Source organism: Deferrisoma palaeochoriense (assembly GCF_054656955.1).
Genome location: NZ_BAAHXI010000015.1, coordinates 39,261 through 64,350, shown reverse-complemented (window position 1 = coordinate 64,350; position 25,090 = coordinate 39,261). Strand labels below are relative to the sequence as shown.

The following is a 25,090-nucleotide window of genomic DNA, read 5'->3' as shown; positions in this document are numbered from 1 at the left end:
GAAGGCTAAAAAACAATACGTCCCGACGTCCTAACGTCCCAGCCTGCTAGCCTTCCAGCCTTCTTCCCAGATCCACCAGCTCGGCCTCCTGGAGGTGCAGGCCGTAGCGCAGGCGCACCAGGCCCGCCCAGAACACGAGCATGGCCGCCATGCACACCCCCAGGGTCACGATCATGGACGGCTCCAGGCCCACCGAGTCGGACCGGATCACGGTGGGGTGGATGCTGCGGAACAGCCGGGCCGACAGGAACACGATGGGCACGTCCACGAACCCGGCCACGGCCATGACCGCGGCGTAGGTGGCCCGGCGGGTCTCGTTCTCCACGGCCGAGCGCAGGATCAGGCAGGCGGTGTAGATGAACCACAGGATCAGCGAGGTGGTGAGCCGGGGGTCCCAGGTCCACCATGTGTTCCAGATGGGCCGGCCCCACAGGGAGCCGGTGATCAGGACCAGGGTGGTGAACACCACCCCCACCTCCACCCCGGCCGCGCCCCAGGCGTCCCACCGCCGTTTCCCCCGTACCAGGTACAGCACCCCGGCCACGCACGCCACGAAGAACGAGAGGAACGCGACCGCCGCCAGCGAAAGGTGGAAGTAGAAGATCTTCTGCACCACCCCCATGGTGCGCTCGGTGGGCGCGTAGAAGAACACCATGGCCACGGCCGCCGGCAGCAGCACGGCCGAGAGCAGGGGCAGGAGCGGGAAGCGTCGGGACGTCACGGTCTCACCCCTCTCGCACGACGAACGGGAACAGGAGGTAGCCCGCGGCGGCGTAGATCAGGCCGAACGCGGCCAAGGGCTCCAGATGGGGCAGCAGCTCCGTCAGGGGCCGGCCGGCCAGGGCGCCGCCCGTGGCCTTCACGGCCAGGGCCACCAGGGGAAGGATCAAGGGAAACAGGAGGATCGGCAGGAGCACCTCGTTTCGCCGGGTGCCGGCCGACACGGCCGACAGCAGGGTGCCCGCGGCCGAGAACCCCGCGTCCACCAGCAGGAGCGACGGCACCAGGGCCAGGGGGCCGCCGACCAGGCCGGTCCCGAACAGCACGAAGAACACCGGCACCAGCACGGCCTGGGAGAGGAGCATCAGGGTCAGGTTCACCAAGGCCTTGGCCGCGAACACCGCGCCCGGCGACGCCGGGCTCACCAGCAGGGCCGAGATGCACCCGTTCTCCCGCTCGCGGGCGAACACCCGACCGAGGCCCAGCACGGCCGAGAAGATCACCGCCACCCACAGCACCCCGGCCGCCGTCTCGGGGGTGAGCCGCCGGCCCGGCCCCTGGGCCACGTTCAGGATCACCAGCACCAGGGCCCCGAAGAAGGTCATGGACGCCACGGACTCCTTCTTCCGGAGCTCGATCCGCAGGTCCTTGCGGTACAGGAACCACACCCGGCTCACGGCGCCTCCATGCAGCGGAAGTAGGTGTCCTCGAACCCGTCGGCGTTTACCTCGTCGCGGCCGGCCAGGAACACCAGCCGGCCCCGGGCCAGGATGCCCAAGCGGGTGGCCGACTCGATGCCCCGCCGGAGGTTGTGGGTGACCATGACGATGGTGCGCCGCCGGTCGCGGAGCGCCCGGAGCCGCTCTCGGAGCACCGACGCGGCGTGCTCGTCCAGGCCCGTGTAAGGTTCGTCGAGGAGCAGCAGGTCCGGGTCGTTCACCAGGGCCCGGGCGATGGTGAGCCGCTGCTGCATGCCCCGGGAGAACGCCCCCACGGGCGAGTCCCTGCGGTCGTACAGGTCCACCTGCCGGAGCAGCTCCTCGGCCCGGCCGGCCGGGTCGGCCACCCCGTACAGGCCGGCGTAGAACTCCAGGTTCTCCCGGGCCGTGAGGTCGTCGTACAGGAACGACTGGTGCGACACCATCCCCAGCCGGGCCCGGAACGCCTCGGGGTCGTCCTCCAGGTCGAAGCCCCGGATCCGCACCGTGCCGGAGGTGGGTCGAAGCAGGGTGGCCAGGATCTTGAGCAGGGTGGACTTGCCCGCGCCGTTGGGCCCGAACAGGCACAGGAACTCCCCCTCGTCCAGGGTGAAGCTCACGCCCCGCAGGGCCTCGACGCCCGCGAAGGCCCTGCGCAGGCCCTCCACCGTCAGGAACGGCTCACCCGCGCTTGCGGCCACCCCGCGCCTCCTGCTCCAGCCGTTCCAGGGCGTCCATGGCCTCGGCCGCCTTGAGGGCGTAGAACTCCCGCAGCTCCTGGAAGTCCTCCTCGCTGATCTTGCCGGTGGCCCGCTCGAACTCCACGTCCTTGATCGCCTTGAGGTAGCCCTTCTTCTCCTGCTCCAGGGCCTCGAGGCGCTGCCGGCGGGCGTCGCCCGAGGCCGCCAAGACCTTACGGGGCCCGAACAGGGGCGCCGCGGTGAGCACCAGGAGCCCGATCACCAGAACACAGAACACCGCCACGGCCATGGGTCACGCCTCCTCGTCCAGATGGGACAGCTCTTCCTCGATGCGACGCCGGGTCCTCTCGTCGAGCCGGGGGGGCGCCGAACCCGGGTCCCGGGGCCCGGACCGGCGCCGGCCGGCCGAGCTCCACCGCCGCACCACCACGGCGGCCACGGCCGCCCCGAGCAGAAGGCCCACGAACGGTCCCACGTAGGCCACCAGGTTGAAGCCCCGTTTGGGCGGGTAGGTCAGGATGTCCTCCCCGAACTCCCGGGCGAAGTAGTCCAGGATCTCCTGCTTGGTCTTGCCCTCTGCGATCATGCGGCGGATGGCGGCCCGCATCTGGTCGCCCCCCTGACATCGGTCGGCGGTCAGGGGCTCCCCCGGGCAGGCGTAGCACAGGAGCCCCTCGGCCACCTCGGTCTCGGTCAGCGCCAGGGCCGGCCGGGCCGGCACGATCGCGGCGGCCAGGAGCCACAGAGCGGCGAGCCAAACGACGTTGCGGGTCATGGCGCCCTCCTCTTCCTTCTGGAGGGGATGATGGCCAGGATCCCTCCGAGCACCATCACCCCCCCGCCGATCCAGATCCAGATCAGCAGCGGGTTCACGGCCACCTTAAGGGTGATCTCACCGGTTCGGCCGATCCCGGGCATGGTCACGTACAGGTCCTCGCGCAGGGTGGAGCGCAGGGCCACCTCGGTGGTTGGCTGCCGGGCGTTCACGTAGTAGCGGCGCTCGGCGTTCAGCTGGCCGATGCGCTCGCCGCCGTTGTACACGCCCAGCACCGCCGCGTACACCGTGCGGTTGAACTTCTGGTAGGTCTGGAAGTCCTCGTACTTGAGCTCGTACCGGCCGATCTTCACCGACTCGCCCCTCGCCAGGGTGGCCTGGGTCTCCAGCTTGTAGGCCGACGACCCGGTGATGCCCACCACGATCAGCACCAGCCCGAAGTGCACCAGGTGCCCGCCGTAGCGCCGCCTCATCCGCCACAGCACCCGAAACCCGGCCGTGAGAGAGGACTCACCGGTGAGCTTGCGGCGCGAGCCCACGGCTGTGACGAACTCCTGCACGATGGTGGCTGCCACGAACCCGGCCAGGGTGAAGGCCACCAAGGCGTAGGGCTCCCGCACGCCAAGGGCCAGCAGGACCGCGCCGCCCACCAGGGCCGCCACGGCTGGCCGGAGGAAGTTGCGCCGGAGGTTGGCCGGGGAGGCCTTGCGCCACCCGATCAGGGGGCACACGCCGGTGATCAGGAGGAGTACCAGGAACAGGGGGGTGTTCACCTGGTTGAAGAACGGCGGGCCCACCGTGACCTTGTTGCCGGTGACTGCCTCGGAGATCAGGGGGAACACCGTTCCGAAGAAGGTGGCGAAGGCCAGGGCCAGCAGGATCACGTTGTTGAACAGGAACGTGCTCTCCCGGGAGAGGTACGACTCCAGGGCCCCCGGGGTTTTGAGCTCGCCGTAGCTCTCGGCAATCAGGTAGATGCCGCCCAGCAGGGTGATCACGATGAAGGCCAGGAAGTACCCGCCCAGCCCGGTGGCGCCGAAGTCGTGCACCGACTGGAGCACCCCGCTGCGCACCAGGTAGGTGCCGAAGATGCACAGCACGAAGGTCAGGAGAATGAGCGACATGTTCCAGACCTTCATGATGCCCCGCCGCTCCTGGATGATGGCGGTGTGGATGAAGGCCGTGGAGGTGAGCCACGGGATGAACGAGGCGTTCTCCACCGGGTCCCAGGCCCAGTACCCGCCCCATCCGAGCTCCACGTAGGCCCACTGCCCGCCCAGGATGATCCCCACGGTCAGGAAGATCCACGACAGCACGTTCCAGGCCCGGGTCTTGCGGATCCAGGAGGCGTCGGTGGTGCCGGTGACCATGGCGGCCACCGCGTAGGCGAAGGGGATGGTGAACCCGATGTACCCCAGGAACAGGGTGGGCGGGTGGAACACCATGCCGGGGTTCTGGAGCATGGGGTTCAGGCCCTGGCCGTCCCGGGGCACGAACCCGAGGGTCTCGAACGGGTTGGTGACGGCGCACAGCAGGAACAGGAAAAACGCGAGCGTTCCGGCCAGCACCAGGTACACGTAGGGGGTGGCCCGGGAGTCGGGCTCCCGGCGGTTGTTGTAGATGGCCAGGGCGGAGAACAGGCTCAGGACCCAGGCCCAGAACAGGAGCGAGCCCTTCTGGCCGGCCCAGAACGCGGTGGCCTTGTAGAACACGGGCAGGGCCCGGTCGGAGTAGGAGGCCACGTACTCCACCTGGAACGCGTCGGTGAGGAACAGGTAGCCGAGCGCCACCGCCGCACCCGTGGCCAGCACGGCCACGGCCACCAGGCTGCGCTTTCCGGCGCGGACCCACCGCAGGTCGTTTCGGACGACCCCCGCCACCAGCAACACCATGGCCAGCAGGGAGAGGGCGAGGGCCCCGAACTGGGAGAGGTTACCGAAGGTGACCAAGGGCGATCTCCTCCTTGTCAGGTGACAGTCGACAGGGAACAGCTGGGGTAGGCCTCGAGGCGGCCTGTTCGCGAAAACGTATTAACCCGGCGGCGAAATAGACGCGCCACCTCGGAGGGCAGGGCAAGGAACCTGCCCCCGGCCGGGCGCGAAGCCGGGCATTGAGGTTCGCCGCGCAAACACGGGACAGAAGAGCTGATTTCATGACAACTCAGTGGAATCCAAGCCGTTTCGCGGTCCAAGCGTCAGAGGCGCTGCGCGGCGAGCTAGGGAGCCGTACCCGGCTCTCCGACAGGTCCCTTGCCCCCCGGCCTTTGGCGCAACCCTGCACAACTGCTCGAAGATGAAAGAGGTTTTCAGCCTCCTAGCCTTCTAGCTTCCCAGCCTTTACGCCTTCCAGCAGGCCGAAGGCCCCAGACCTCACTCCCCTTCCGACTGGTACTTGGAGGGGCACTTCACCAGCAGGTTCTGGGCCCGGAACAGGTTCTGGGCCCGGGCGTAGGTGCCCTCGAGCAGCACCTCGATGTCGGGCTTGAAGGCGTCGGGCTTGGGGCCCTCGTACCGGGCGTCGATCTGCTCGTCCGGGGACTCGGCGTCGCGCACGGCGAACTCCAGCACCAGCCGCTTCTGGTCGTAGCGCACCGTGCCGCCCACCACCTCGCCCCCCACCCGGACGGAGTCTTGGTCGGTGAGCTTCCGACCCGTCGGGGAGTTCTTGAGCTCGGACACGGTCAGGTAGTAGGCGCTGGTGGTGGAGATGCCCCGGTAGATCAGGAACCCCACGCCGAGCGCCACCACGAGGATTCCCACCAGGACTTTGCGGGTGGACCTCTTCATCCGCGGACCCTCCGGGCTGATAAGGCTGGAAGGCTAGAAAGCTATGAACCCGGCGACAAAATAGGCACATCACCTCGGAGCGCGGGGCAAGGGACCTGCCTCCGGCCGGGCGCGAAGCCGGGCATGAGATTCGCCGCGCAGGCACAGGACCGAAGAGCTGGTTTCATGACAACGCGGTGGAATCCGAACCATTTCGCGGTCCGAGCGTCGGAGGCGCTGCGCGGCGAGCTAAGGGGCCGCGCCCGGCTCTCCGACAGGTCCCTTGCCCCTCCGAGCAGGGATCGATAGCGCTTGTTTATCCGCCGGGTGAATAGAAAGTTGGAAGGCCGGGAAGCTGGGAGGCTTGCCGACCAGGCTCGGGCCGGCAGGCTCCTCCGGCGAAAGGGCGGCCGACCGAAGGGAAGGGGCTTAGCAGGAGTCGTGCCAGGGAGGGCGGGACGGCTGGAAAGCTAGAAAGCTAGAAGGCTGGGAGGCGGAAGGCTAGGACGTTGGGCGCTGGGAGGTAAGGGCTGACGGCGCGAGCTGGGAATCTGGCTTTTGGCTTTCCAGCCTCCTAGCTTCCCCGCCTCTCTGCCCCAAAAAGGGGCAAATGGGATAAAATGTCGCAGGCTGGGTCGTGTCCCGCAGCAAGGCATAGGTCTATCTCGGGTGAACCTGGGGCCTTCGACGGAGGGCGTACAGCGGAGGAGGAGGCCCCGGGTTCGCCCCCTGACGCGATATGCGAACGCCACACTAGACCCCCCCCTTTTCACTCCCCCGCGAGCTTGCGCTGGATGGTCTTGCGGTTGATCCCCAGGATGCGGGCGGCCTGGACCTTGTTGCCCTTGCAGCGCCGCAGCACGTGCAGGATGTACTCGCGCTCGACCTCGGCCAGGGGCTTGCCCTCGGGCCACGCGAACCGCTCGGTCGGCCGCAGGTCCCGGAGCATCTCCTCCGGCAGGTCGTCGAGCCGCACCCGGCCGCCCTCGCACACGTACACGCACCGCTCCACCGCGTTCTCCAGCTCGCGCACGTTGCCCGGCCAGGAGTAGTCGAGGAACGCCCGCAGCACCTCGGGGCTGAACGACACCTCCCGGCCCAGGGCCGCGTGCCGGGCCAGGAACGCCTCCACCAGCAGGGGGATGTCCTCCCGCCGTTCCCGAAGGGGAGGCACGTCGATCCGGAAGGTGGCGATCCGGTAGTAGATGTCCTCCCGGAACCGGCCCTGCTTCACCGCGTCCAAGAGGTTCCGGTTCGTGGCCGCGACCACCCGCACGTCGAACCGGTGGAACGTCGCGCCGCCCACGGGCCGCACCCGCCGCTCCTGCAGGGCCCGCAGGAGCTTGGCCTGGATGCCCGGGGGCATCTCCCCGATCTCGTCCAGGAACAGGGTGCCGCCGTCCGCCTCCACGAACAGGCCGCGCCGGGAGCGTACCGCGCCGGTGAACGCGCCGCGCTCGTGGCCGAAGAGCTCGCTCTCCAGGAGGCCCTCGGGGATCGAGGCGCAGTTCACGGCCACGAACGGCCCGTCGCGGCGGGGTGAGGCCTCGTGCACGGCCCGGGCGATGAGCTCCTTGCCGGTGCCGGTCTCCCCTTGAACGAGCACGCTGCCTTCGGCCGGGGCCACCTTCTCGATCAGGCCGAACACCCGGCGCATGGCCTCGCTTCGGCCGAGGAGTCCCCCCGGCCCCGGGCCGGCCCCGACGCGTGCCTCCAATTCCCGCACCCGCTGGCGCATGCGCAGCTCGCGCTCGGCCCGCTTCACCGCGATGAGGATCTGCTCCATGCGAAACGGCTTGATGATGTAGTCGTAGGCCCCCCGGTCGATCAGCCGCACCGTGTCCTCGATGTCGCCGAAGGCGGTGACCAGGATCACGAACGGGCTGAATCCCGGTCGGGCCTTGACCGCGTCCAGGAGCGCCACCCCGTCCATCTCGGGCATGCGGATGTCCGAGATCACCAGGTGGAACGCTCCGTGCTCCAGCCGCTCCAGGGCCTCCCGGCCCGTGGCCGCCGTCTCCACGGGGTAGCCCCGCTCGGCCAGGATGTCGTGGAGGTAGTCGCGCATGTCGTCCTGGTCCTCCACCACGAGGATGCGGATGCGCGGGTCGCGGCTCATGCCGGCGCTCCTTCGTCCGGGCCGGTGCGGGCCAGCGTGATCACGAACCGGGCGCCGCCTCCGGCGGCATCTTCGATCCGGATGCTGCCGCCGTGCTCGTCCACCACGTTGGCCACGATGAACAGCCCCAGGCCGGTGCCCTCGCCCACGTCCTTGGTGGTGAAGAACGGATCGAACACCTTCTCCCGGATCTCGGGGGGGATGCCCGGGCCTTCGTCCTCGTACACGACCCGGAGACGTTCGGCCAAGGCGCCCGGGTCCTCCCCGATCTCCACCCGGATCGTTCCGCCCCCTGGCATGGCCTGGAGGGAGTTGAGCATCAGGTTCACGAACATCTGGCGGAGGGCGGTCTCGTCCCCCCTGAGCCGGTCCGAAGCGGCCACGACGTCCAGCCGCACCTCGGAGCGATTGCGTTTCGCGCGCAGCCGCGACAGGGAGAACGCCTCTTCCGCCACGTCCCCTAGCCGAACCTGTCCCAGCGCCCGGCCGGACTTGCGGGAGAACGCCAGCAGCCGGTCGATGGTCTCGGTGATCCTCCGCACCTGGCGGACCACGGCCTCCAGGGGCCTGCGGTTGGGGTCGTCCGGGCCGAGCCGGGCCAGCACCTGCTCGGCCCGACCCTGGATCACGTTGAGGGGGGTGCCGATCTCGTGGGCCAGCCCCGAGGTGAGCTGCCCGACCGAGGCGAGTCGCTCGGCGTGGCGCAGGCCCCGCTCCAGCCGCAGCTTCTCGCGGTAGAACGCCTCCCTCTGTCGGCTCTGCTCCTCCAGCCGCGCGGCCATGCGGTTGAACTCGTCCACCAGCTCGTCCAGGTCGGCCACGCCGGTCTTGTCGATGCGCAGGGTCAGGTCCCCTTCGCCCAGGCGCCGCGAGGCCTCCTTGAGCCGCCGGATCGGCAGAGAGATGTTGAGCCGGCTGATGAGGAAGATCACCACCCCCAGCAGGGCGGCCACGGCCGAGGTGAACAGGAGGAACCGCCTCGTCACCCCCGACAGGATCACGCCGATGTGCCGAAGGGGAAGGATCACCTCCACGGCGCCGAGGAACGCACCGTCCGGATCCCGCACCGGCTGCACCACGCTCAGGTACCGTTCGGTTCCCACCTCCAGCACCTGCTCCCGGCCCTCGGTTCCGACGCGGTCGGGATCGAGGGGTTGATGGGGTAGGGGCGGGTCGCCGCACTCGGGGCAGGCCAGGCTCAGCAGGTTGCCGTCCCGGTCGTAGAACCGCAAGGCGGGCACGGCAGGCCCCTCGAACGGGCTGATCTCGGCCAGGATCTGCTCCAGGTCCACCGTGGGGTCGGCGGGGTGGTAGTAACGCAGCACCGAGGCCAGGGCCCGGGCCAGGATCCACGCCTTGGACCGGGTGGCCTCGATCAGGTGGTGCTTCTCGTCCTGCACCGACACGTGACCGAGGGCGGCGGCGGCGAGCACGATGAGCGTGAAGATGTAGAGGAACAACCGGGTGGCGATTCGCACCGGCCCGCACTCCTTTCCGGGGCGCTGAACCTCCTCGACGGCCCCATGCTACCGGGGGCGAGGGGGGATGTCACGTTATTGGCCTGGCGACAAATAGGCTTGTTTGTCGCGGAGGACGAGCCAAGAGGGAAGCCCCCATCGGCCCCGGTGGGGCCCCACGACGTGCCGCGTAACCGGGTGCACTCCCCCGCGGGCATGGGTTTCAGGAACCGGAATTCAGCGGACAGAAGACATGGAGGGAAGGAACGACAGGCCTGACCCGGCGTCCGACGGCGTGCGGTCACAACCTGCCCACTTCCAAGTATTAATACCAACGGAAGTATTGCCAGATCCCCTGCGTCCACAAGGGAACCAGCGGGTGGGGGGCTGGTGGAGAGCCGGGAGCGGCCCCTTAGCTCGCCGCGCCCTCACCAAGCCTGAATCACCTTGGAAGTTCCGGAACTTCCGCCACCGGCGCCCCGGCCTACCGGGCTGACAACGGCATGCGAAGGCGCGGCGAAGAGGGTGCCGCACTCGCGCCCGGCCGGAGCCAGCCCCCCACCCGCGTCCGGCAATACCTTCGTAGGCCTTAGTATTTCTTCGCAAACAGGCCACCTCTCGGTCTGCTGGAGCTGAATTCTGGCCCCTGAAACCCATGCCTCCCGGACCATGAGGTGGAGGCGAAGAGGCATGGTAATGCCTAGAACGCGTGGGAATCCTGGAGGTTTTCAAGCCTCCCAGCGTCCCAGCCTCCTAGCGTCCTAGCGGAAATGGCAGGCCCGGTGCAGCGTTTCGCCGCCCTCGGGCTGGGACGGAGCGGCGACTGACGTGGGCAGCCTGCCGTACTTGACAGGCACGGGCGGGTTCCCTACGGTAGCCGGGTCCGTTCATCCTGCGGAGGGCCGAGGTGGCGAGAACCGGTGCGACACGGTGGGTCTGGATCGCATGGCTGGCGGCGGGGATCCTTCTGCTGCACGGGCCTGCGGTCCTGGGGGGCCCGGTTGGGTCGGCCGATGGGGCCCCGTCCGCCACGGTTTTCGCGGCCCCGTCCGGTGTGGGGGGGGAACCGCTGTCCCCGGACGGCCTTGCCGCCTGCCCGGTTTGCCACTACTGCGCCTCTTTGCTCCTGCCCGATCCGGGCGCGGCCGTGACCCTGGACCTGAGGCTCCTGCCCCGTTGCGCCGATTCATCCCCGCCGGACAGCGGCGTCGGGGACGTCCCCTCTCCGATCCCCATCGTCGTCGTTTGAACCCCATGCCTTGCACGGGGCGTGCCTCCCCTGCCGGGGCGGTGGGCACGCGGGGTGCATGGTCTTTTCCGGACGTCGGCAGAAATGCTCGGGACCGGGGTCCGTCCGCCTTTGCGCCGCTGAGGGGAGCTCCTCTCCGTGGACGTTCAGCAACGGGTCGGCCCAAGCGGTTTACAGGATCGTGGGAATGCGGGAACACAAGTGCAGAAATCGGTTGCGGGAAACTAGGGTCGGAGTCGGGCGTTTCAGGGGGCCCTTGCCCCGCAGGCCGGGGTGGCGGATCCTGGGTGCTCTGGTGTGCTTGCTGCTGCTCGCCGGGCCCTCGTGGGCGTTGTTCGGGGTGTCCAAGCGGCCGCAACCCGGCAGCGAGGCTCCCCGGTTCGCGGCACCGCTGCTGCGGGGGGGCACCTTCGACCTGGGGACCTACCTGGGCAAGAACCCGATCCTGCTCGACTTCTGGTCGATCTACTGCGTGGCGTGCCTCAAGGAGATGCCGAGCCTGCTGGACATCTACGAGCGGTACAAGGACCAGGGGCTGGTGGCCGTTAGCGTGAACCTGGACAGCTTCGGGGCCAAGCGGGTCCTGCGGTTCGTGCGGGGGCTCAAGTACGAGATCACGTTTCCGATCGTGATCGACAAGCGGCGGGAGGCGGGCGGGCGCTACGGGGTGAGCGTGCTGCCCACCACCGTGGTGATCGACCGGGAGGGCAAGGTCCTGTACTACCACGTGGGGTACTCCCCCGGCGACGAGAAGGAGATCGAGGCCCAGGTGCGCAAGGCCCTGGGGCTAGCCGAGTGACCGGGGGGCGCAGGAGGAAAGGCAATGGAGAACTGGCTCGAGTTCTGGGAGTTGGCGGCCACTTGGACCTTCGTGCCCCTGCTTGCGGCCATCGTGCTGCTGGTCACGGTCGGCACCGGCTGGTGGAAACCCCGTTGGCCCCGGTTGATGTGGGTGCTGGGGCTCGCCCTGGTGGCGACCAGCCTCTACCTCGGCGTGGCCCGGGGGGAGTGGGGGGAGACCCTGTTCAACGGCCAGCTCCTCTGACTGAGCTGCATAGGGGTCGGGTGACCCCCGGACAGGGCAGTAAAGCTCGGTTTCCGCTATTGCCTCTTCAAAGGCATTGCCAGGGTGCGGGGTGGGGGCCTGGTTCCGGCCGGGCGCGGGGGCGGGTTTGAGATTCGCCAGTCGGCACAGGACAGGAGAGCTGGTTTTATCCGAAGCCTCGGTGGGTGTGGGGCCTTAGTGTCGTGCTCCGTAAATTCGCTGATTCCCCCCCCCGCGGCATATGCTTTCTTGCGGTACCCGACACTCATGGAGTGGCGGGTTGACAACTTGCGAATCGACGTCCGAGGCCGGGGCGGGGCCTGCTGCTGGTGTCGGACGAAGAAGGAGTCGCGATGCGATCGACCACGTTTCTTGCTTTCGTCGTGCTGACGGCCGGGGTTGCAGCCCCGGCTTCGGCTTTCGTAAAGGACGGGTGCGGCGCCGGCGACTGCCGGTCGTGCCACAGCCTCTCCAAAAACGAGGCCGAGAACATCCTGAAGGGGCTGGTGCACGAGGTGCTCTCGGTGGAGTTCAGCGATGTGCCCGGGTTGTGGGTGGTGGACGTGGAGGACCAGAGGGGGCGGCGGGGGCCCGTGTACATCGACTTCTCCAAGCGTTACGTGATCACGGGAAACGTGCTGGAGGTGGCGACCCGTGAAAACCTGACGCGGCGGAGGATGATCGATCTGAACCGGATCGACCCCTCGCGGATTCCCCTGGACGACGCCCTTGTGATCGGGGACCCGGCGGCCGAAAAGAAGATCGTCGTGTTCACCGACCCGGACTGCCCGTACTGCCGGAAGCTGCATCCCCAACTCCGGAAGGTGGTGGAGCGGCGGCCCGGGGTGGCCTTCTACGTGAAGATGTTTCCGATCAAGAAGACGAGCCGGGAGAAGGCGAAGACCATCGTGTGCACGCGGTCCCCGGAGCTCTTGGACCGGGCGATGGAGGGCGGGGAGATCCCCCCGCCCGACTGCGAGACGGACCAGATGGAGAAGAACCTGGAGTTCGGTCGGAGCATCGGCGTGCGCTCCACTCCCACCCTGGTGTTCCCGGACGGCCGGGTGATCCCAGGGGCCAAGTCCGCCGACAAGATCCTGTTGCTATTGGACGAGGCTGCGGCCCCTCCCCGCAAGGAGTCCCGGGCAGGGTCCGCTTGGGCGGTCTCCCGTTGAGTTCCCCACGCCAGGAGGTGCGGTCGTGAAGGGGGCGTTTCTTTCGCTTTGGGTGTTCGTCTGGTTGGGGGGGGTGGCCGGCGCCGCGGTTCTGGACCCGGCCCTGTACGTGGGCAGCGAGCGGTGCCGAGGGTGCCATCCGGAGAAGTACCAGGGGTGGAGCAAGACGTTCCACGCCACCGTGGTGCAGGACGCCAAGAAGAACCCGGAGGCGGTGCTCGGCGACTTCTCCGTGCCGAACCTGGGGTTCACGCTCGAGGACGTGGAGTTCACCATCGGCGGGCACTGGCAGCAGCGGTACATGAAGAAGATCGGCGACGACTACTACGTGCTGCCCAAGCTGTGGAGCGTGCAGTCCCAGAAGTGGCAGGCGTACAACGTGTGGTCGTGGCGGAAGATGCCGTACGGGAAGTACTGCAAGGGGTGTCACGTGACCGGGTTCGACCCGACCCGGGGGAAGGCGGTGGAGCCCCGGATCGGGTGCGAGGCGTGCCACGGCCCCGGCCGGGCCCACGCCGAGGCCGAGGGGGCCGGTCTGATCGTGAACCCAAAAAAGCTCTCGGACGAGCGGCGGGACATGATCTGTGCGGCCTGCCACGTGCGGGGGACCGACCCGTCCAAGACGTACTACTTCCCGGTGGGCTTCATGCCCGGGGACGATCTGGGCGAGCACTACGTGCCCAACGGCAAGGAGCCCGAGGAGACGAACACCCAGGCGGTCCTGCGGATGTTCGCCAAATGGAAGAAGAAGCGCGAGGAAGGCGCCCAGCTCAAGTGCGACGTGTGCGGGATTCCCGGGGTGGCCGAGGAGCGGGACCAGGAGAAGGTGGACTCGATGCTGGAGTTCTGCTTCGGGTGCCACGGGTTCAAAAACAAGTACGCCGAGCACACGCGCCACCCCGCGGGCGTCGGGTTGATGTGCTTCGACTGCCACGTGCAGCAGACAAAGGAGATCATGAACCCGGGCACCAAGGACATCCACTCGTACGGCTACTTCCTCGTGCACAAGGAGAAGTGCTACGACCCGCAGATCGAGAAGGCCTGCGGAAAGTGCCACGGCGACAAGGGGCCCGAGTGGGCCCGCCGCACGGTGGAGTCGTGGGGCAAGCCGGTGGAGCTAGACCACTAACTTCCAGGGAACTTCGGGCCTTCGGCCCGCTAGGCAGCTAGGCGGCCAGGCGGCTCTCGAACCGCGCCAACGCTCGGGGGGCATGGGGTCTGCGAATCAGGAGGCAGAAGACAGATTTCAGTGGACAGGTTGTGACCGCACGCCGTCAGACGCTGGACCAAGCCTGTCGTTCCTTCCCTGTCTCCTGTCCGCTGAATTCCGGTTCCTGAAACCCATGCCCCGCCGCCGGCAACGGCCCCGGACCACCGCACGTTACCCTTCTCCGTTGTTAGGGTCGCGCGGCGGCCGAAGGGGGCTTTCCCGCCTCACCTCGCCACCTCCGCGTTGGCCTCCAGCGCCCGAGCCAGGTACTTCTTCATCCAGGCGGGATCGATGTAGTCCGGGAAGCACATGCGGTTCCCCGAGAGGTCCTGGATCACCTCGCCCCGGTAGTCCAGGAAGATCATCAGGCAGTTGTAGTTGTAGTCGAACTTCTGGCCCAGGGCGATCTCCTCCTTGGTCATGTTCTCGTTCAGGTTGATGCGGACCAGGAGGAACCGATTCTTGATGATGTCGGCCACCTCGGGGTCGGTGTACATCTTGGTGGCCAAGCCCTCGCACCGGCTGCACCCTTCCGGGAAGTAGAAGTCCACGATGATGGGCTTCTTCTGCTCGCGCGCCAGCCGCATGGCGTCTTCGAGGGTGTACCAGTCGAGGGGGATGTTGCTCGCGACCGAGTCTTCGATGCGCATGTGGGCGTTGCCGGAGCGGCGGTTCTGGCCGCCGGTGGCGCACGCCCCGAGGACCAGAGGGATCAGGGCCGCTGCTGCGATGAATCGGCTTCTCATGGGTCGTCTCCTGTCAGGGGAGGGACCGGTCCCGGTCCCAGGGTCCGAAAGGGCCCGCGAGCACGGGCCGTGTCCGGCAACTATACCCGATTTTGTCCTCGGGGCAATTCAGGGGGTTCTCTGGACCGGCGACAACGTTGGCGCGTTTCAGGACAGAGACTAGAATTTGGGGCCACGCCCGGCGCTCCAGCAGGCTCCACGCCCCAGAGCGCGTCTATTTGGCCGCCGGAGTAATAGGAGGCGCTAGCCTCCATTTGTGGGCCTGACGGACAAGCAGGCGCTACCCTTCCCAGCTTGGAGGGGCAAGGGGCCAGCCCTGGCCCCCGCGGCGGGGTCTCGCGTAGGATATCCCGCTCGGGATTCCGGAGGGTTGAGCGGAGTGTCACCGTGATGCGCGGCTTGCGTGTGCTCCTGTGGATGCTCGTCGCCTTGCCCCTGGCGGCGGGACTGGGATGTTCCGGAGAGAAGGCCCCGGCCAAGGCCGAGAAGGGGCGGCCTGCCCCCGACTTCGAGCTCGTCGGGCTCGACGGGACGACCTGGCGGCTGTCGGACCTGCGGGGCAAGGTGGTGTTCGTGAACCTGTGGGCCACCTGGTGCCCGCCGTGCCGGCAGGAGATCCCCTCCATGGTGCGGTTCTACCGTAGGTACAAGGACAAGGGGGTGGAGATCCTGGCCGTGTCGGAGGACCGGGATCCGGCCGCGGTCCGGGCTATGGTGATGCGTCAGGCCGTGGTGTTTCCGGTGCTCATGGACCGGGATAAGCTGGTGTACGGCCTGTACCGGGCCACCGGCGTGCCCGAGACCCATCTCATCGACAAGAAGGGGGTGATCCGGCACTCGGTGATCGGGCCGTTCGATTGGGAGGCTCCCGAGGTGGACCGGGCCGTGGACCAGCTGCTTCAGGAACCCCTGTGAGGTCAGAGTGAAGCCGTCGCCCCAGCGCACCTACACCTGCAACGACTACCGCCAGGAGATGCGGCTCCTGGGCCTCAAACGCCGGCTCGAGGACCCGGCGCTCACGGACGACGAGCGCCGCCGGCTCGAGGCCGAGATCCAGGCCCTGGAGCAGGAGATGGGCATGGGTTGACTTCGGTCTTCGGTCGTCGGTCCCCGAGCCGACGATCCGGGGGCCGAATCTCCTCGGCCGCTTACGCCGTCTCCTGGAAGACGACTCCCTCCGCCCGTTCGGCCAGCCACTCGAAGGCCCAGGCGCTCTTGAACAGGATCACGGGCCGGCCCTGGCGGTCCTCGCACCACAGGGTGCTCGGATCCCGATCCACGGCGGCCGGGTCGAGGCCGTCGCCCTCCACCCACCGGGCCACCTGGAACGGCATCGGCTCCAGGGTCACGGTGACCCCGTACTCGGTCTCCAGCCGGTATTTCAGAACGTCGAACTGGAGCACCCCCACGGCCCCCACGATGGGGTCCTTGTCCCCCAGGGGTTGGCGGAACACCTGGATCGCCCCCTCCTGAGCGAGCTGCTCGAGGCCCTTGTGGAGCTGCTTGGATTTGAGGGCGTTCTTCACCCGGACCCGGGCGAAGTGTTCCGGGGAGAAGTGGGGCACGCCCTCGAAGGTGAGGTCCGGGATCTCGGTCAGGGTGTCGCCGATGTGCAGTGTGCCCCGGTCGTGGATCCCGATCACGTCCCCGGGGTAGGCCTCGTCGATCACCACCCGCTCCTGGGCCATGAACTGGAGCGGCAGGGCCAGTGCCACCTCCCGGCCCAGCCGGGGGTGGCGCACCTTCATGCCCCGCCGGAACCGGCCCGACACCACCCGTACGAATGCGACCCGGTCGCGGTGCTGGGGGTCCATGTTCGCCTGGATCTTGAACACAAACCCGGAGAACCGCTCCTCCGCCGGGCCCACGGGCCCGGCCGTCGAGGGCCGGGGGCCCGGCGGCGGGGCCATCTCCAGGAAGTCCTGGAGGAACGGCTCCACCCCGAAGTTCGTGACCGCGCTCCCGAAATAGACAGGGGTGAGCTCGCCCGCGAGCACCCGGTCCAGGTCGAACTCCTCCCCGGCCCCCTCCAGGAGCTCCACCTCCTCGCGGAACGACGCCAGGTCGTGGGGATCCAGAAGGTCGGCCAGGGAGGGGTCGTCGGGCCCGGTCATCCGGGCCGCGGTGCGGCGCTGCCCGTGGTCGCCCCCTTCGAAGAGAAGCACGTGGCGGTCCCGCAAATCGTACACCCCCCGGAATCGTTTCCCCATCCCGAGCGGCCAGGTCACGGGGCAGGCCGCGATGCCCAGCACGTCCTCGATCTCGGTCAGCAGTTCGAGCGGCGGCCGGCCCTCCCGGTCGAGCTTGTTCACGAAGGTGAAGATGGGGATGCCCCGCATCCGGCAGACCTGGAAGAGCTTTCGGGTCTGGGCCTCGACGCCCTTGGCGCAGTCGATCAGCATCACGGCGGCGTCGGCCGCCGTCAGCGTGCGGTAGGTGTCCTCCGAGAAGTCCTGGTGGCCCGGGGTGTCCAGAAGGTTTACCCGGTACCCGTTGTACTCGAACTGGAGCACGCTCGTGGTGACCGAGATGCCCCGGGCCTTCTCGAGTTCCATCCAGTCGGAGGTGGCGTGGCGGGCCGCCCGGCGGGCCTTGACCGCGCCGGCGAGGTGGATGGCCCCGCCGTAGAGGAGGAATTTCTCGGTGAGGGTGGTCTTTCCGGCGTCGGGGTGGGAGATGATGGCGAAGGTGCGCCGCCGGGCGGCCTCGCGGGCCACGGCGTTGGGGGTGTCCATGTGGGGGGCTACCTCGTGCGAAAAAGAGGGGATGGCGACAACGAAAACCGGCCCTCGGGGCGTTCCGAGGGCCGGGCAGGATACGGCCTGGGGCCGGAGAAGTAAAGTTCGGTTGCCGGGCACCGGGGCTACATCGTGGGGACCTCTTCGTCCCGGTCCCGCTCCCGGCGCTCGAGGTCGGCCACCCGGCGCTCCAAGGACCGGAGCTGCTCCTCCACGAGCTCGAGGTCCTTTCTGGGCACCAGGTCCATTTTCCGGAAGGCCTCCTGGATGAGATCCCGGATCCGGGCCTCCCACTCCTCCCGGGAGGTCTCGGCCTTGGCCAGGATCTCCTTCACGATGTTCTCCCCCTCCTCTTGGCTCATGCGGCCCTGCTCCACCAGCTCGTCCACGAGCTTGCGGGCCCGCTCCTCGGTCAGGGTGAGAAGGCCGATGCCGGCCAGGGTGGCTTTCCGGAACATGTCGAGCATGGCGGACTCCTCTCTCGGCTGGAAGGCTGGAAAGCTAGGAGGCTAGGAGGCTGGGAGACCTCGAGTTCCGCCTCCCCGCGTGCGGGTCCAACGTGCCCCAGTTCCCCGGGGTTGTCAAACGGGAACCCGGTCCAAGGGTGTCAGGCCCCCAGGAGCTTCGCCGCCTCTTCATAAGCCGCCTCGAGGGCCTTGTCCAGGCCCGAGGGGTCTGGGCCGCCGGCCTGGGCCAGCTCGGGCTTGCCGCCGCCCCGGCCCCCGACCTTTTCGGCCAGGGGTTTGATGAGGTCCCCGGCCCGGACCCGTTTGGTGAGGTCCTTGGTCACGGCCACGAGAAGGAGCGCCTTGCCCCCGGCCTCTGCCCCGAGCACCACGATCCCCGATCGGATCCGGTCGCGCAGCCCGTCGGCGAACTCCCGCAGGGCCTTGGGGTCGGCCGCCGGCACCCGGGTCGCGAGCACCCGCACGCCGTCGATCTCCCGGGCCTGGGCGAGCACGTCCCGGGCCGCCCCCCCGGCGAGCTGGCTCCGGAGCGAGCTGATCTCCCGCTCCAGCTCCTTGGTGCGCTCCAGGGCCCGGCGCACCTTCTCCGGCACCTCGTCGGGGTTGGCCCGCAGAAGGGCCGCCGCCTCGGCCAGGGCGTCCTCCATGGCGAACACCCGCTCCAGGGCCCGATCGCCGGTGGCCGCCTCGATCCGGCGCACGCCGGCGGCCACCCCGCCCTCGGACACGATCTTGAACAGCCCGATGTCGCCGGTGCGGGAGGCGTGGGTGCCCCCGCACAGCTCGGCCGACACCTCGCCCATCCGCACCACCCGGACCCGGTCGCCGTACTTCTCGCCGAACAGGGCCATCACCCCCTGGCGCCGGGCCTCCTCGAACGACTCCTCCGAGACCGTGATCGGGTGGTTGGCCTGGATCCACCGGTTCACCCGGCGCTCCACCTCCCGGAGCTCCTCGCCGGTCATGGGGGCGAAGTGGGTGAAGTCGAACCGCAGCCGATCCGGGGCCACAAGCGACCCGGCCTGCTTGACGTGGTCGCCGAGCACCTGGCGGAGGGCGGCGTGGAGGAGGTGGGTGGCCGAGTGGTTCTGGGCCGTGGCGAACCGGGCCCCGGCCTCGACCCGGGCCACCACCCGGTCGCCCTCCCGCAGGGTGCCGCGGCTCACGGCGCCCTTGAGCACGATGAGATCCGGGAACGGCTTGGCCGCGTCCTCCACCCGCACGTACACCCCGTCGGCCTCGAGGCTTCCGGTGTCGCCCACCTGGCCGCCGCTCTCCCCGTAGAACGGAGAGTCGGCGAGCACCACCTCCACGGCCTCGCCCTCCCGGGCCTCGGCCACGCGGTCGCCGTCTCGCACCAGGGCGAGCACGGGCGTTTCGGCCTCCAGCGTCTCGTACCCCACGAACCGGGTGGCGACCCCGGCCGACCGGAGGTCCCGGTACACCCCGGCCACGGCCTCCTCCCCCGAGCCCTTCCAGGAGGCCCGGGCCTTTTCGCGCTGGGCCTCCATCTCGGCCTCGAACCCGGCCTCGTCCAGGGTGAAGCCCCGGTCGCGGACGATGTCGGCCGTGAGGTCCACCGGGAACCCGTAGGTGTCGTACAGCCGGAACACCACGTCGCCGGGGATCACGGTCTCCCCGCGGGCGGCGAGCCGGGCCACCTCCTCCTCGAGGATCTGGAGGCCCCGGTCCAGGGTGCGGGAGAACCGCTCCTCCTCGTGGAGGATCACCTTGGCGATGTACTCGCGCTTGTCCGAAAGCTCGGGGTAGGCCCCCTCCATCTGGTCGATCACCACCCCCGAGACCTTGTGGAAGAACGGTTCCTCGAATCCGAGCATCCGGCCGTGGCGCATGGCCCGCCGCATGATCCGCCGCAGCACGTAGCCCCGGCCCTCGTTGGACGGGAGCACCCCGTCGGCGATCAGGAACGTGGTCGCCCGGATGTGGTCGGCCACCACCCGCAGGCTCACGTCGCTCTCCTCGGCGCGGCCGTAGGGCACACCGGCGAGGTTCGCCGTGAAGTCGATGATCGGGCGGAACAGATCGGTGTCGTAGTTGGAGTGCACGCCCTGCACCACGGCCGTGACCCGCTCCAGGCCCATTCCCGTGTCGATCGAGGGCTTGGGCAGGGGGGTCATGGTGCCGTCGGCCGCGCGCTCGAACTGCATGAACACCAGGTTCCAGAGCTCCAGGAACCGGTCGCAGTCGCACTCGGGGCCGCACCGGTCCGGGTCGGGGCAGGGGTAGATGCCGGGCCCCTGGTCGTAGTGGATCTCGCTGCAGGGGCCGCAGGGCCCCGTGTCGCCCATGGCCCAGAAGTTGTCCTTGGCCCCGCACCGCACGATCCGCTCGGCCGGCACCGGGGTCTCCTGGAGCCACAGGTCCCGGGCCTCGTCGTCATCCTCGTAGATCGTGACCCACAGCCGGTCGGGATCGAGCTTCATGTGCTCGGTCAGGAACTCCCAGGCGAACCGGATCGCTTCGCGCTTGAAGTAGTCGCCGAACGAGAAGTTCCCGAGCATCTCGAAGAACGTGTGGTGCCGGGCCGTCCGGCCCACGTTCTCGAGGTCGTTGTGCTTGCCCGAGACCCGAAGGCACTTCTGACAGGTTGTGGCCCGGACGTAGTCGCGGCGCTCCTGCCCGGTGAACACGTCCTTGAACTGGACCATGCCGGCGTTGGTGAAAAGGAGCGTCGGGTCGTTTTGGGGCACCAGGGACGAACTCGCCACCACCCGGTGGCCCTTGGAGGCGAAGTAGTCCAGGAACGCCTTTCGGATCTCGTTTCCGGTCATCGAAGAACCCCTGTCATCGGATCGTGGATCATACGAAACGGGCCCCGAAACCGGGGCCGGATGCGCGAGAAGCCCGGCGGCTGGGGAGCTTGAATCTCCCGTAGGCCGCGGGGCGGCCAGATCGCAAGAACAATAACCTCTCGGTCTCGCCCGCTCCCTTGGCCGCCGGAGCCGGGACCACGGGCCCTGAGACCGTGCCAGGTGTCAGAGGGCAGACGAGAGAGGACCGGGTTTTTCTGACCTCTGACTTCTGAATTCTGGCCCCTGAACCGGCCGCCGCTCCCACAGGTTGGCCGGCGCGATGGCGCCGGAACCCCAAACGTTCTTAGCCGCCTAGCTGCCAAGCAGCCCAGCCGCCTAGCCGAAGTTGCTTGGAGGCTGGGGACCGAACGGCGGCAAGCGAACCGGCTGGGACCCTTGTCGCCCGGGCCGCTCCCCGAGGTGCATCTCCGCGTTCGCGTGGAGCAGAAGGCCTCCTAGCTTCCTAGCCTCCCCAGCTTGCCGGACTGTCAGAACCGCTCGATCTTCAGGCCCCCGTTTTTCTCCCCGCCCTCCTCGGCCGTGTTCCAGCGGGTGTCGCTGGTGGACTGGATGCCCGACATCTTGAGGGCGAAGTCGTCCGGGTTGGACGACTGGCGCAGGGCTTCCTTATACGTGATGAGGTTTTTCTTGAGAAGCCCCATGAGCGACTGGTCGAAGGTTTGCATGCCGTAGGTGGTGAACCCCTCCGCGATGGCCGTGCGGAGCTCCTTCGTCTTCTCGGGCACCTCGATGCATTCGCGCACCCGGGCCGTGGACACCAGCACCTCCACGGCCGGCACCCGGCCCTTGCCGTCGGCCCGGGGCACGAGCCGCTGGCTGATCACGCCCCGGAGGATGCTCGCGAGCTGGAGCCGCACCTGCTTTTGCTGGTACGGCGGGAACACCGAGATGATCCGGTGGATGGTCTCGGCCGCGTCCACGGTGTGGAGGGTGGAGAGCACGAGGTGTCCGGTCTCCGCCGCCACCAGGGCGGTCTCGATGGTCTCGAAATCGCGCATCTCCCCCACCAGGATCACGTCTGGGTCCTGACGCAGGGCGCTTTTCAGCGCGCCGGCGAAGCTCAGGGTGTCGAACCCCACCTCCCGCTGGTTGATGATCGATTTCTTGTCCCGGTGCAGGAACTCGATGGGGTCCTCGATGGTGATGATGTGGCAGGTCTTTTTCTGGTTGATGTAGTCGATCATCGAGGCCAGGGTGGTCGATTTCCCCGATCCGGTGGTCCCGGTCACCAAAATGAGGCCCCGGGGTTCCATGGCCAACTCCTCCACCACCTTGGGCAGGAGGAGTTCCTTGACGGACTTGATTGCGGTGGGGATCACCCGGAACACCATGCCCACGGTGCCCCGCTGCTGGAACACGTTCACCCGGAACCGCCCGAGCCCCGGCACCCCGTAGCCCATGTCCACCTCGTGCTGATGCTCGAACACGTCCCGCTGGGCCGGGGTCATGATCTCGTCCGCGAGTTTCTGGAGCACCTCGGGGGCGAGCCGGCCCGCATCCTTGTAGGGGTAGAGTTGGCTGTCCCGCCGGAAGATGGGGGGGAGGCCCGCCTTCAGGTGGATGTCGGAGGCCCGGGCCTTGACCGCGACCTCCAGGATCCGGTTGATGTCCATGGCGGCCACCCCCTACGCCTCGGCGGGCGGGGCTTCCGGAACGGCGAGCCCGAGCTTCTCGCGCACCTGGCGGTCCACCTCCTCCAGGATGTCGGGGTTCTCCTTGAGGAAGCGGCGGGCGTTCTCCCGGCCTTGGCCGATCCGGGTCTCGCCGTAGGTGTACCAGGCGCCCCGCTTGTCCACGATCCCGTGGTCCGCTGCGAGGTCCAGGAGGTCACCGGTGCGGCTTACCCCTTCGTTGTACAAAATATCGAACTCGGCCTTGCGGAACGGCGGCGCCACCTTGTTCTTCACTACGGTGACCCGGGTGCGGTTGCCCACCACCTGGTCGCCGTCCTTGATGGCGCCCACCCGGCGCACGTCGAGGCGCACCGACGAGTAGAACTTGAGGGCGGTTCCGCCGGTGGTGGTCTCGGGGTTTCCGAACATCACCCCGATCTTCATGCGGATCTGGTTGATGAAGATCACGAGCGTCCGGGTCTTGGAGATGGTGGCCGTGAGTTTCCGCAGGGCTTGGCTCATGAGCCGGGCCTGGAGCCCCACGTGGCTGTCGCCCATCTCCCCCTCGATCTCGGCCCGGGGCACCAGGGCCGCGACCGAGTCCACCACCACCACGTCCACGGCGTTGGAGCGCACGAGGAGTTCCGTGATCTCCAGGGCCTGCTCCCCGGTGTCGGGCTGGCTCACCAGGAGGTCCTCCACGTTCACCCCGAGCCGCCGGGCGTAGGAGACGTCGAGGGCGTGCTCGGCGTCGATGAAGGCCGCGATGCCCCCCTGGCGCTGGGCCTCGGCCACGGCGTGGAGGGCGAGCGTGGTCTTCCCCGACGACTCGGGCCCGAAGATCTCCACCACCCGCCCCCTCGGGTATCCGCCCACCCCGAGGGCGAGATCGAGGGAGAGGGCCCCGGAGGGGATGGCCTCGACGCCCCGGGCCGGGCCGGCCTCGCCGAGGCGCATGATTGCGCCCTTGCCGAACTGCTTTTCGATCTGGCCGATGGCCAGGTCCACCGCCTGGCGGCGTTCGGTTGTCATCGCGTTCTCCTCTGTAAGGACCTTGTGCGAGAAGGCTCGAAAGCGGGAAGGCTAGAAGGCCAAGGGCCCTCTCCGGTTCCACCACCCGACCGGGCCACTGCCCCTCCCGCGCCGGTTCTCAGGGGGGTGAACCGGCGGCGGCCGGCCCCAGGGGGGCCCGGCCCCGTTCGATGTAGTCGGGGCCGCCCGGGCCGAGACGGCTTTCGAACAGGGTCAGGTGGGCCACCTCGAACGCCGTGCCCCGGTAGGACCGTTCGGCCGGACCGAGCCGCTCGAGCCCCGGGATCCCCCCGGGCCCCCGGGACCGGCCGAGCGTGATGTGGGGCCGAAACGGTCGGGCCTCGCGGGGGAACCCCAGGCGCTCGAGCCGGGTTTCCACCTCGAGGGCGCACCGGCCGAGCGCCGCGGTGCCGCCCTCGAGCCCCACCCAGAGGACCCGGGCCCTTCCCCGGGGCGGGAAGGTTCCCACGCCCGCGGGGGTGAGCCGGATCGGCCCGGCCACGGGCAGGGGCGGGGCCAGGGCCTCGCGCACCGCCTCGAACCGCTCCGGGGGGATCTCCCCCAGGAACCGCACGGTGATGTGCATGCGGTCCGGCCGCACCCACCGGGCCCGCACCCCCCGGGCCCGGAGCCTTGCCGCCAGGTGCCCCAGTTCCTCGCGCAGGGGCGCCGGCAGTTCGGCCGCCACGAAGGCCCGGATCAGGCCGTTTCCGTCCACGGCAGCTCCGCCTCCCGGGCAAGCCGTTGGAGCACCGCCTCGGCCGCCCCCTCCTGGATCTCGGTTCGTTCCCCGTGGAGTCCGAGCCGCTCGGCCCGGATGCGTCCCGGCCGGCCCCAGGCCACCCATACCGTGCCCACCGGTTTTTCCGGCGTGCCCCCGGTGGGGCCGGCAATCCCGGTCACGGCGGCCCCCAGCCGGGCCGGCGACCGGCGGAACAGCCCCTCGAGCATGGCCCGGGCGCACGCCTCCGATACGGCGCCGTGCGTTTCCAGGAGATCCTCCGGCACCCCGAGGAGTTCGACCTTGGCCCGGTTCGAGTAGACCACGAGCCCCCGGTCGAAATAGGCGGAGCTCCCGGGCACCCGGGTGATCCGGTGGGCGATGAGCCCGCCGGTGCACGACTCGGCCACGGCCACGGGTCCACCGCCGGAGGCGAGGGCGGCGGCCAACCGCAGTTCCGGGGGAGGTTCGCTCACGGTGTTGCCCCCTTTTGGGCCGGGCGGCCGGTCCCCCCGGCAAGTCCGGAACGGCATCCGTGCCGAAGGCGCCCCAACCCCGCGCTGGCGGGGCTCAGAGCCATCCGGACCGCACGAGGAGTTCGAGGACCCCCCGGGCGGCGAGCCCGGCCGCGAGATCGTCGAGCAGGATGCCCCAGCCTCCCCCCACCCGGCGGTCGATCCACCGGATCGGGGGGGGCTTGAGTATATCAAACGCCCGAAACGCCACAACACCGGCCACGAAGGCGCCGATGCCGGGCGGTAACCCCAGCACGGCGACCCAGAACCCCAGGGCCTCGTCGAGCACGATCCACGGCGGGTCGTGTTCGGCCTCGGCCCGGGCGGCCCGGCCACAGGCCGCCGCCGCCAGAGGAAGGCACAGGAGAAACAGGCCGAGCTCCAGGGGCCATGGGAGAAGCCCCAGCGCCGCCACCAGCGGAACCGCGGCCAGGGTTCCCCAGGTCCCCGGGGCCCGGGGCAGGCGCCCGACCCCCAGGCCCGAGGCGGCGAGCGTCCAGGGGTCCATGG

24 protein-coding genes are annotated in these 25,090 nt (G+C 68.9%); 6 read left to right on the top strand and 18 right to left on the bottom strand.

The window, feature by feature from the left end:
- Positions 1-46: 46 nt before the first annotated feature.
- From ACYQ8L_RS06290 to ACYQ8L_RS06250, 9 genes are all read right to left on the bottom strand, one after another.
- The gene (locus ACYQ8L_RS06290; RefSeq protein WP_459940928.1) at positions 47-721 is read right to left on the bottom strand and encodes a cytochrome c biogenesis protein; all 675 of its coding nucleotides are present in this window, start codon (positions 719-721) and stop codon (positions 47-49) included.
- A gap of 4 nt (positions 722-725) precedes the next feature.
- Entirely contained in the window at positions 726-1,397 is a 672-nt protein-coding gene (locus tag ACYQ8L_RS06285) for a heme exporter protein CcmB (RefSeq protein ID WP_459940927.1), read from the bottom strand.
- Entirely contained in the window at positions 1,394-2,119 is a 726-nt protein-coding gene (ccmA, locus tag ACYQ8L_RS06280) for a heme ABC exporter ATP-binding protein CcmA (protein ID WP_459940926.1), read from the bottom strand. The genes ACYQ8L_RS06285 and ccmA overlap by 4 nt, the downstream gene beginning before the upstream one ends.
- The gene (locus ACYQ8L_RS06275; RefSeq protein WP_459940925.1) at positions 2,100-2,408 is read right to left on the bottom strand and encodes a hypothetical protein; all 309 of its coding nucleotides are present in this window, start codon (positions 2,406-2,408) and stop codon (positions 2,100-2,102) included. The genes ccmA and ACYQ8L_RS06275 overlap by 20 nt, the downstream gene beginning before the upstream one ends.
- 3 nt (positions 2,409-2,411) lie before the next feature.
- Positions 2,412-2,894 (bottom strand): cytochrome c-type biogenesis protein, encoded by a 483-nt coding sequence (locus ACYQ8L_RS06270; protein WP_459940924.1) that lies wholly within the window; start codon positions 2,892-2,894, stop codon positions 2,412-2,414.
- Complete coding sequence (locus tag ACYQ8L_RS06265) at positions 2,891-4,843, bottom strand: heme lyase CcmF/NrfE family subunit (RefSeq protein ID WP_459940923.1); 1,953 nt, start codon at positions 4,841-4,843, stop codon at positions 2,891-2,893. The genes ACYQ8L_RS06270 and ACYQ8L_RS06265 overlap by 4 nt, the downstream gene beginning before the upstream one ends.
- A 420-nt stretch (positions 4,844-5,263) precedes the next feature.
- The gene (locus tag ACYQ8L_RS06260) at positions 5,264-5,680 is read right to left on the bottom strand and encodes a cytochrome c maturation protein CcmE domain-containing protein (protein WP_459940922.1); all 417 of its coding nucleotides are present in this window, start codon (positions 5,678-5,680) and stop codon (positions 5,264-5,266) included.
- Between the two features lie 748 nt (positions 5,681-6,428).
- Positions 6,429-7,778 carry a sigma-54-dependent transcriptional regulator gene (locus ACYQ8L_RS06255; protein ID WP_459940921.1) on the bottom strand — a complete coding sequence of 450 codons (1,350 nt, stop codon included), beginning with the start codon at positions 7,776-7,778 and terminating at the stop codon, positions 6,429-6,431.
- Complete coding sequence (locus ACYQ8L_RS06250) at positions 7,775-9,256, bottom strand: sensor histidine kinase (RefSeq protein WP_459940920.1); 1,482 nt, start codon at positions 9,254-9,256, stop codon at positions 7,775-7,777. The genes ACYQ8L_RS06255 and ACYQ8L_RS06250 overlap by 4 nt, the downstream gene beginning before the upstream one ends.
- A 1,484-nt stretch (positions 9,257-10,740) precedes the next feature.
- On the opposite strand from ACYQ8L_RS06250, the gene ACYQ8L_RS06245 reads away from it, so the two are divergent.
- The 4 genes from ACYQ8L_RS06245 (at position 10,741) to ACYQ8L_RS06230 (ending at position 13,833) form a co-directional block, all read left to right on the top strand.
- Entirely contained in the window at positions 10,741-11,283 is a 543-nt protein-coding gene (locus ACYQ8L_RS06245; protein ID WP_459940919.1) for a TlpA disulfide reductase family protein, read from the top strand.
- Positions 11,284-11,307: 24 nt separating this feature from the next.
- The gene (locus tag ACYQ8L_RS06240; RefSeq protein ID WP_025323981.1) at positions 11,308-11,529 is read left to right on the top strand and encodes a hypothetical protein; all 222 of its coding nucleotides are present in this window, start codon (positions 11,308-11,310) and stop codon (positions 11,527-11,529) included.
- A 353-nt stretch (positions 11,530-11,882) separates the two neighbouring features.
- Entirely contained in the window at positions 11,883-12,704 is an 822-nt protein-coding gene (locus ACYQ8L_RS06235; protein ID WP_459940918.1) for a DsbC family protein, read from the top strand.
- 25 nt (positions 12,705-12,729) lie between these two features.
- The gene (locus tag ACYQ8L_RS06230; protein ID WP_459940917.1) at positions 12,730-13,833 is read left to right on the top strand and encodes a multiheme c-type cytochrome; all 1,104 of its coding nucleotides are present in this window, start codon (positions 12,730-12,732) and stop codon (positions 13,831-13,833) included.
- Between the two features lie 305 nt (positions 13,834-14,138).
- On the opposite strand, the gene ACYQ8L_RS06225 is transcribed toward ACYQ8L_RS06230, so the two are convergent.
- Complete coding sequence (locus ACYQ8L_RS06225; RefSeq protein ID WP_459940916.1) at positions 14,139-14,660, bottom strand: thioredoxin family protein; 522 nt, start codon at positions 14,658-14,660, stop codon at positions 14,139-14,141.
- 390 nt (positions 14,661-15,050) lie between these two features.
- On the opposite strand from ACYQ8L_RS06225, the gene ACYQ8L_RS06220 reads away from it, so the two are divergent.
- Positions 15,051-15,575, top strand: a complete 525-nt coding sequence (locus tag ACYQ8L_RS06220) for a peroxiredoxin family protein (protein WP_459940915.1) — start codon at positions 15,051-15,053, stop codon at positions 15,573-15,575.
- A 7-nt stretch (positions 15,576-15,582) separates the two neighbouring features.
- The gene (locus ACYQ8L_RS06215) at positions 15,583-15,747 is read left to right on the top strand and encodes a hypothetical protein (RefSeq protein ID WP_459940914.1); all 165 of its coding nucleotides are present in this window, start codon (positions 15,583-15,585) and stop codon (positions 15,745-15,747) included.
- Positions 15,748-15,808: 61 nt separating this feature from the next.
- Here ACYQ8L_RS06215 and ACYQ8L_RS06210 read toward each other — a convergent pair whose 3' ends face one another.
- From ACYQ8L_RS06210 to ACYQ8L_RS06175, 8 genes are all read right to left on the bottom strand, one after another.
- The gene (locus ACYQ8L_RS06210) at positions 15,809-17,395 is read right to left on the bottom strand and encodes a peptide chain release factor 3 (RefSeq protein WP_459940913.1); all 1,587 of its coding nucleotides are present in this window, start codon (positions 17,393-17,395) and stop codon (positions 15,809-15,811) included.
- A gap of 128 nt (positions 17,396-17,523) precedes the next feature.
- Positions 17,524-17,865, bottom strand: coding sequence for a phasin family protein (locus tag ACYQ8L_RS06205; protein ID WP_459940912.1), 342 nt, complete (start codon positions 17,863-17,865; stop codon positions 17,524-17,526).
- Between the two features lie 140 nt (positions 17,866-18,005).
- Positions 18,006-20,657: an alanine--tRNA ligase gene (gene alaS, locus ACYQ8L_RS06200; RefSeq protein ID WP_459940911.1), complete on the bottom strand. Its 2,652-nt coding sequence runs from the start codon at positions 20,655-20,657 to the stop codon at positions 18,006-18,008.
- 509 nt (positions 20,658-21,166) lie between these two features.
- Positions 21,167-22,312, bottom strand: coding sequence for a type IV pilus twitching motility protein PilT (locus tag ACYQ8L_RS06195; protein WP_459940910.1), 1,146 nt, complete (start codon positions 22,310-22,312; stop codon positions 21,167-21,169).
- Positions 22,313-22,324: 12 nt separating this feature from the next.
- Positions 22,325-23,344, bottom strand: coding sequence for a recombinase RecA (gene recA, locus ACYQ8L_RS06190; protein ID WP_459940909.1), 1,020 nt, complete (start codon positions 23,342-23,344; stop codon positions 22,325-22,327).
- A gap of 118 nt (positions 23,345-23,462) precedes the next feature.
- Positions 23,463-24,062 (bottom strand): RNA 2',3'-cyclic phosphodiesterase, encoded by a 600-nt coding sequence (gene thpR / locus ACYQ8L_RS06185; protein WP_459940908.1) that lies wholly within the window; start codon positions 24,060-24,062, stop codon positions 23,463-23,465.
- Positions 24,044-24,541, bottom strand: coding sequence for a CinA family protein (locus ACYQ8L_RS06180; protein WP_459940907.1), 498 nt, complete (start codon positions 24,539-24,541; stop codon positions 24,044-24,046). Before ACYQ8L_RS06180 ends, thpR begins: the two co-directional genes overlap by 19 nt.
- Positions 24,542-24,635: 94 nt before the next feature.
- On the bottom strand, positions 24,636-25,088 hold the full coding sequence (locus ACYQ8L_RS06175) for a phosphatidylglycerophosphatase A family protein (protein ID WP_459940906.1): 453 nt from the start codon (positions 25,086-25,088) through the stop codon (positions 24,636-24,638).
- Positions 25,089-25,090 lie beyond the last annotated feature (2 nt).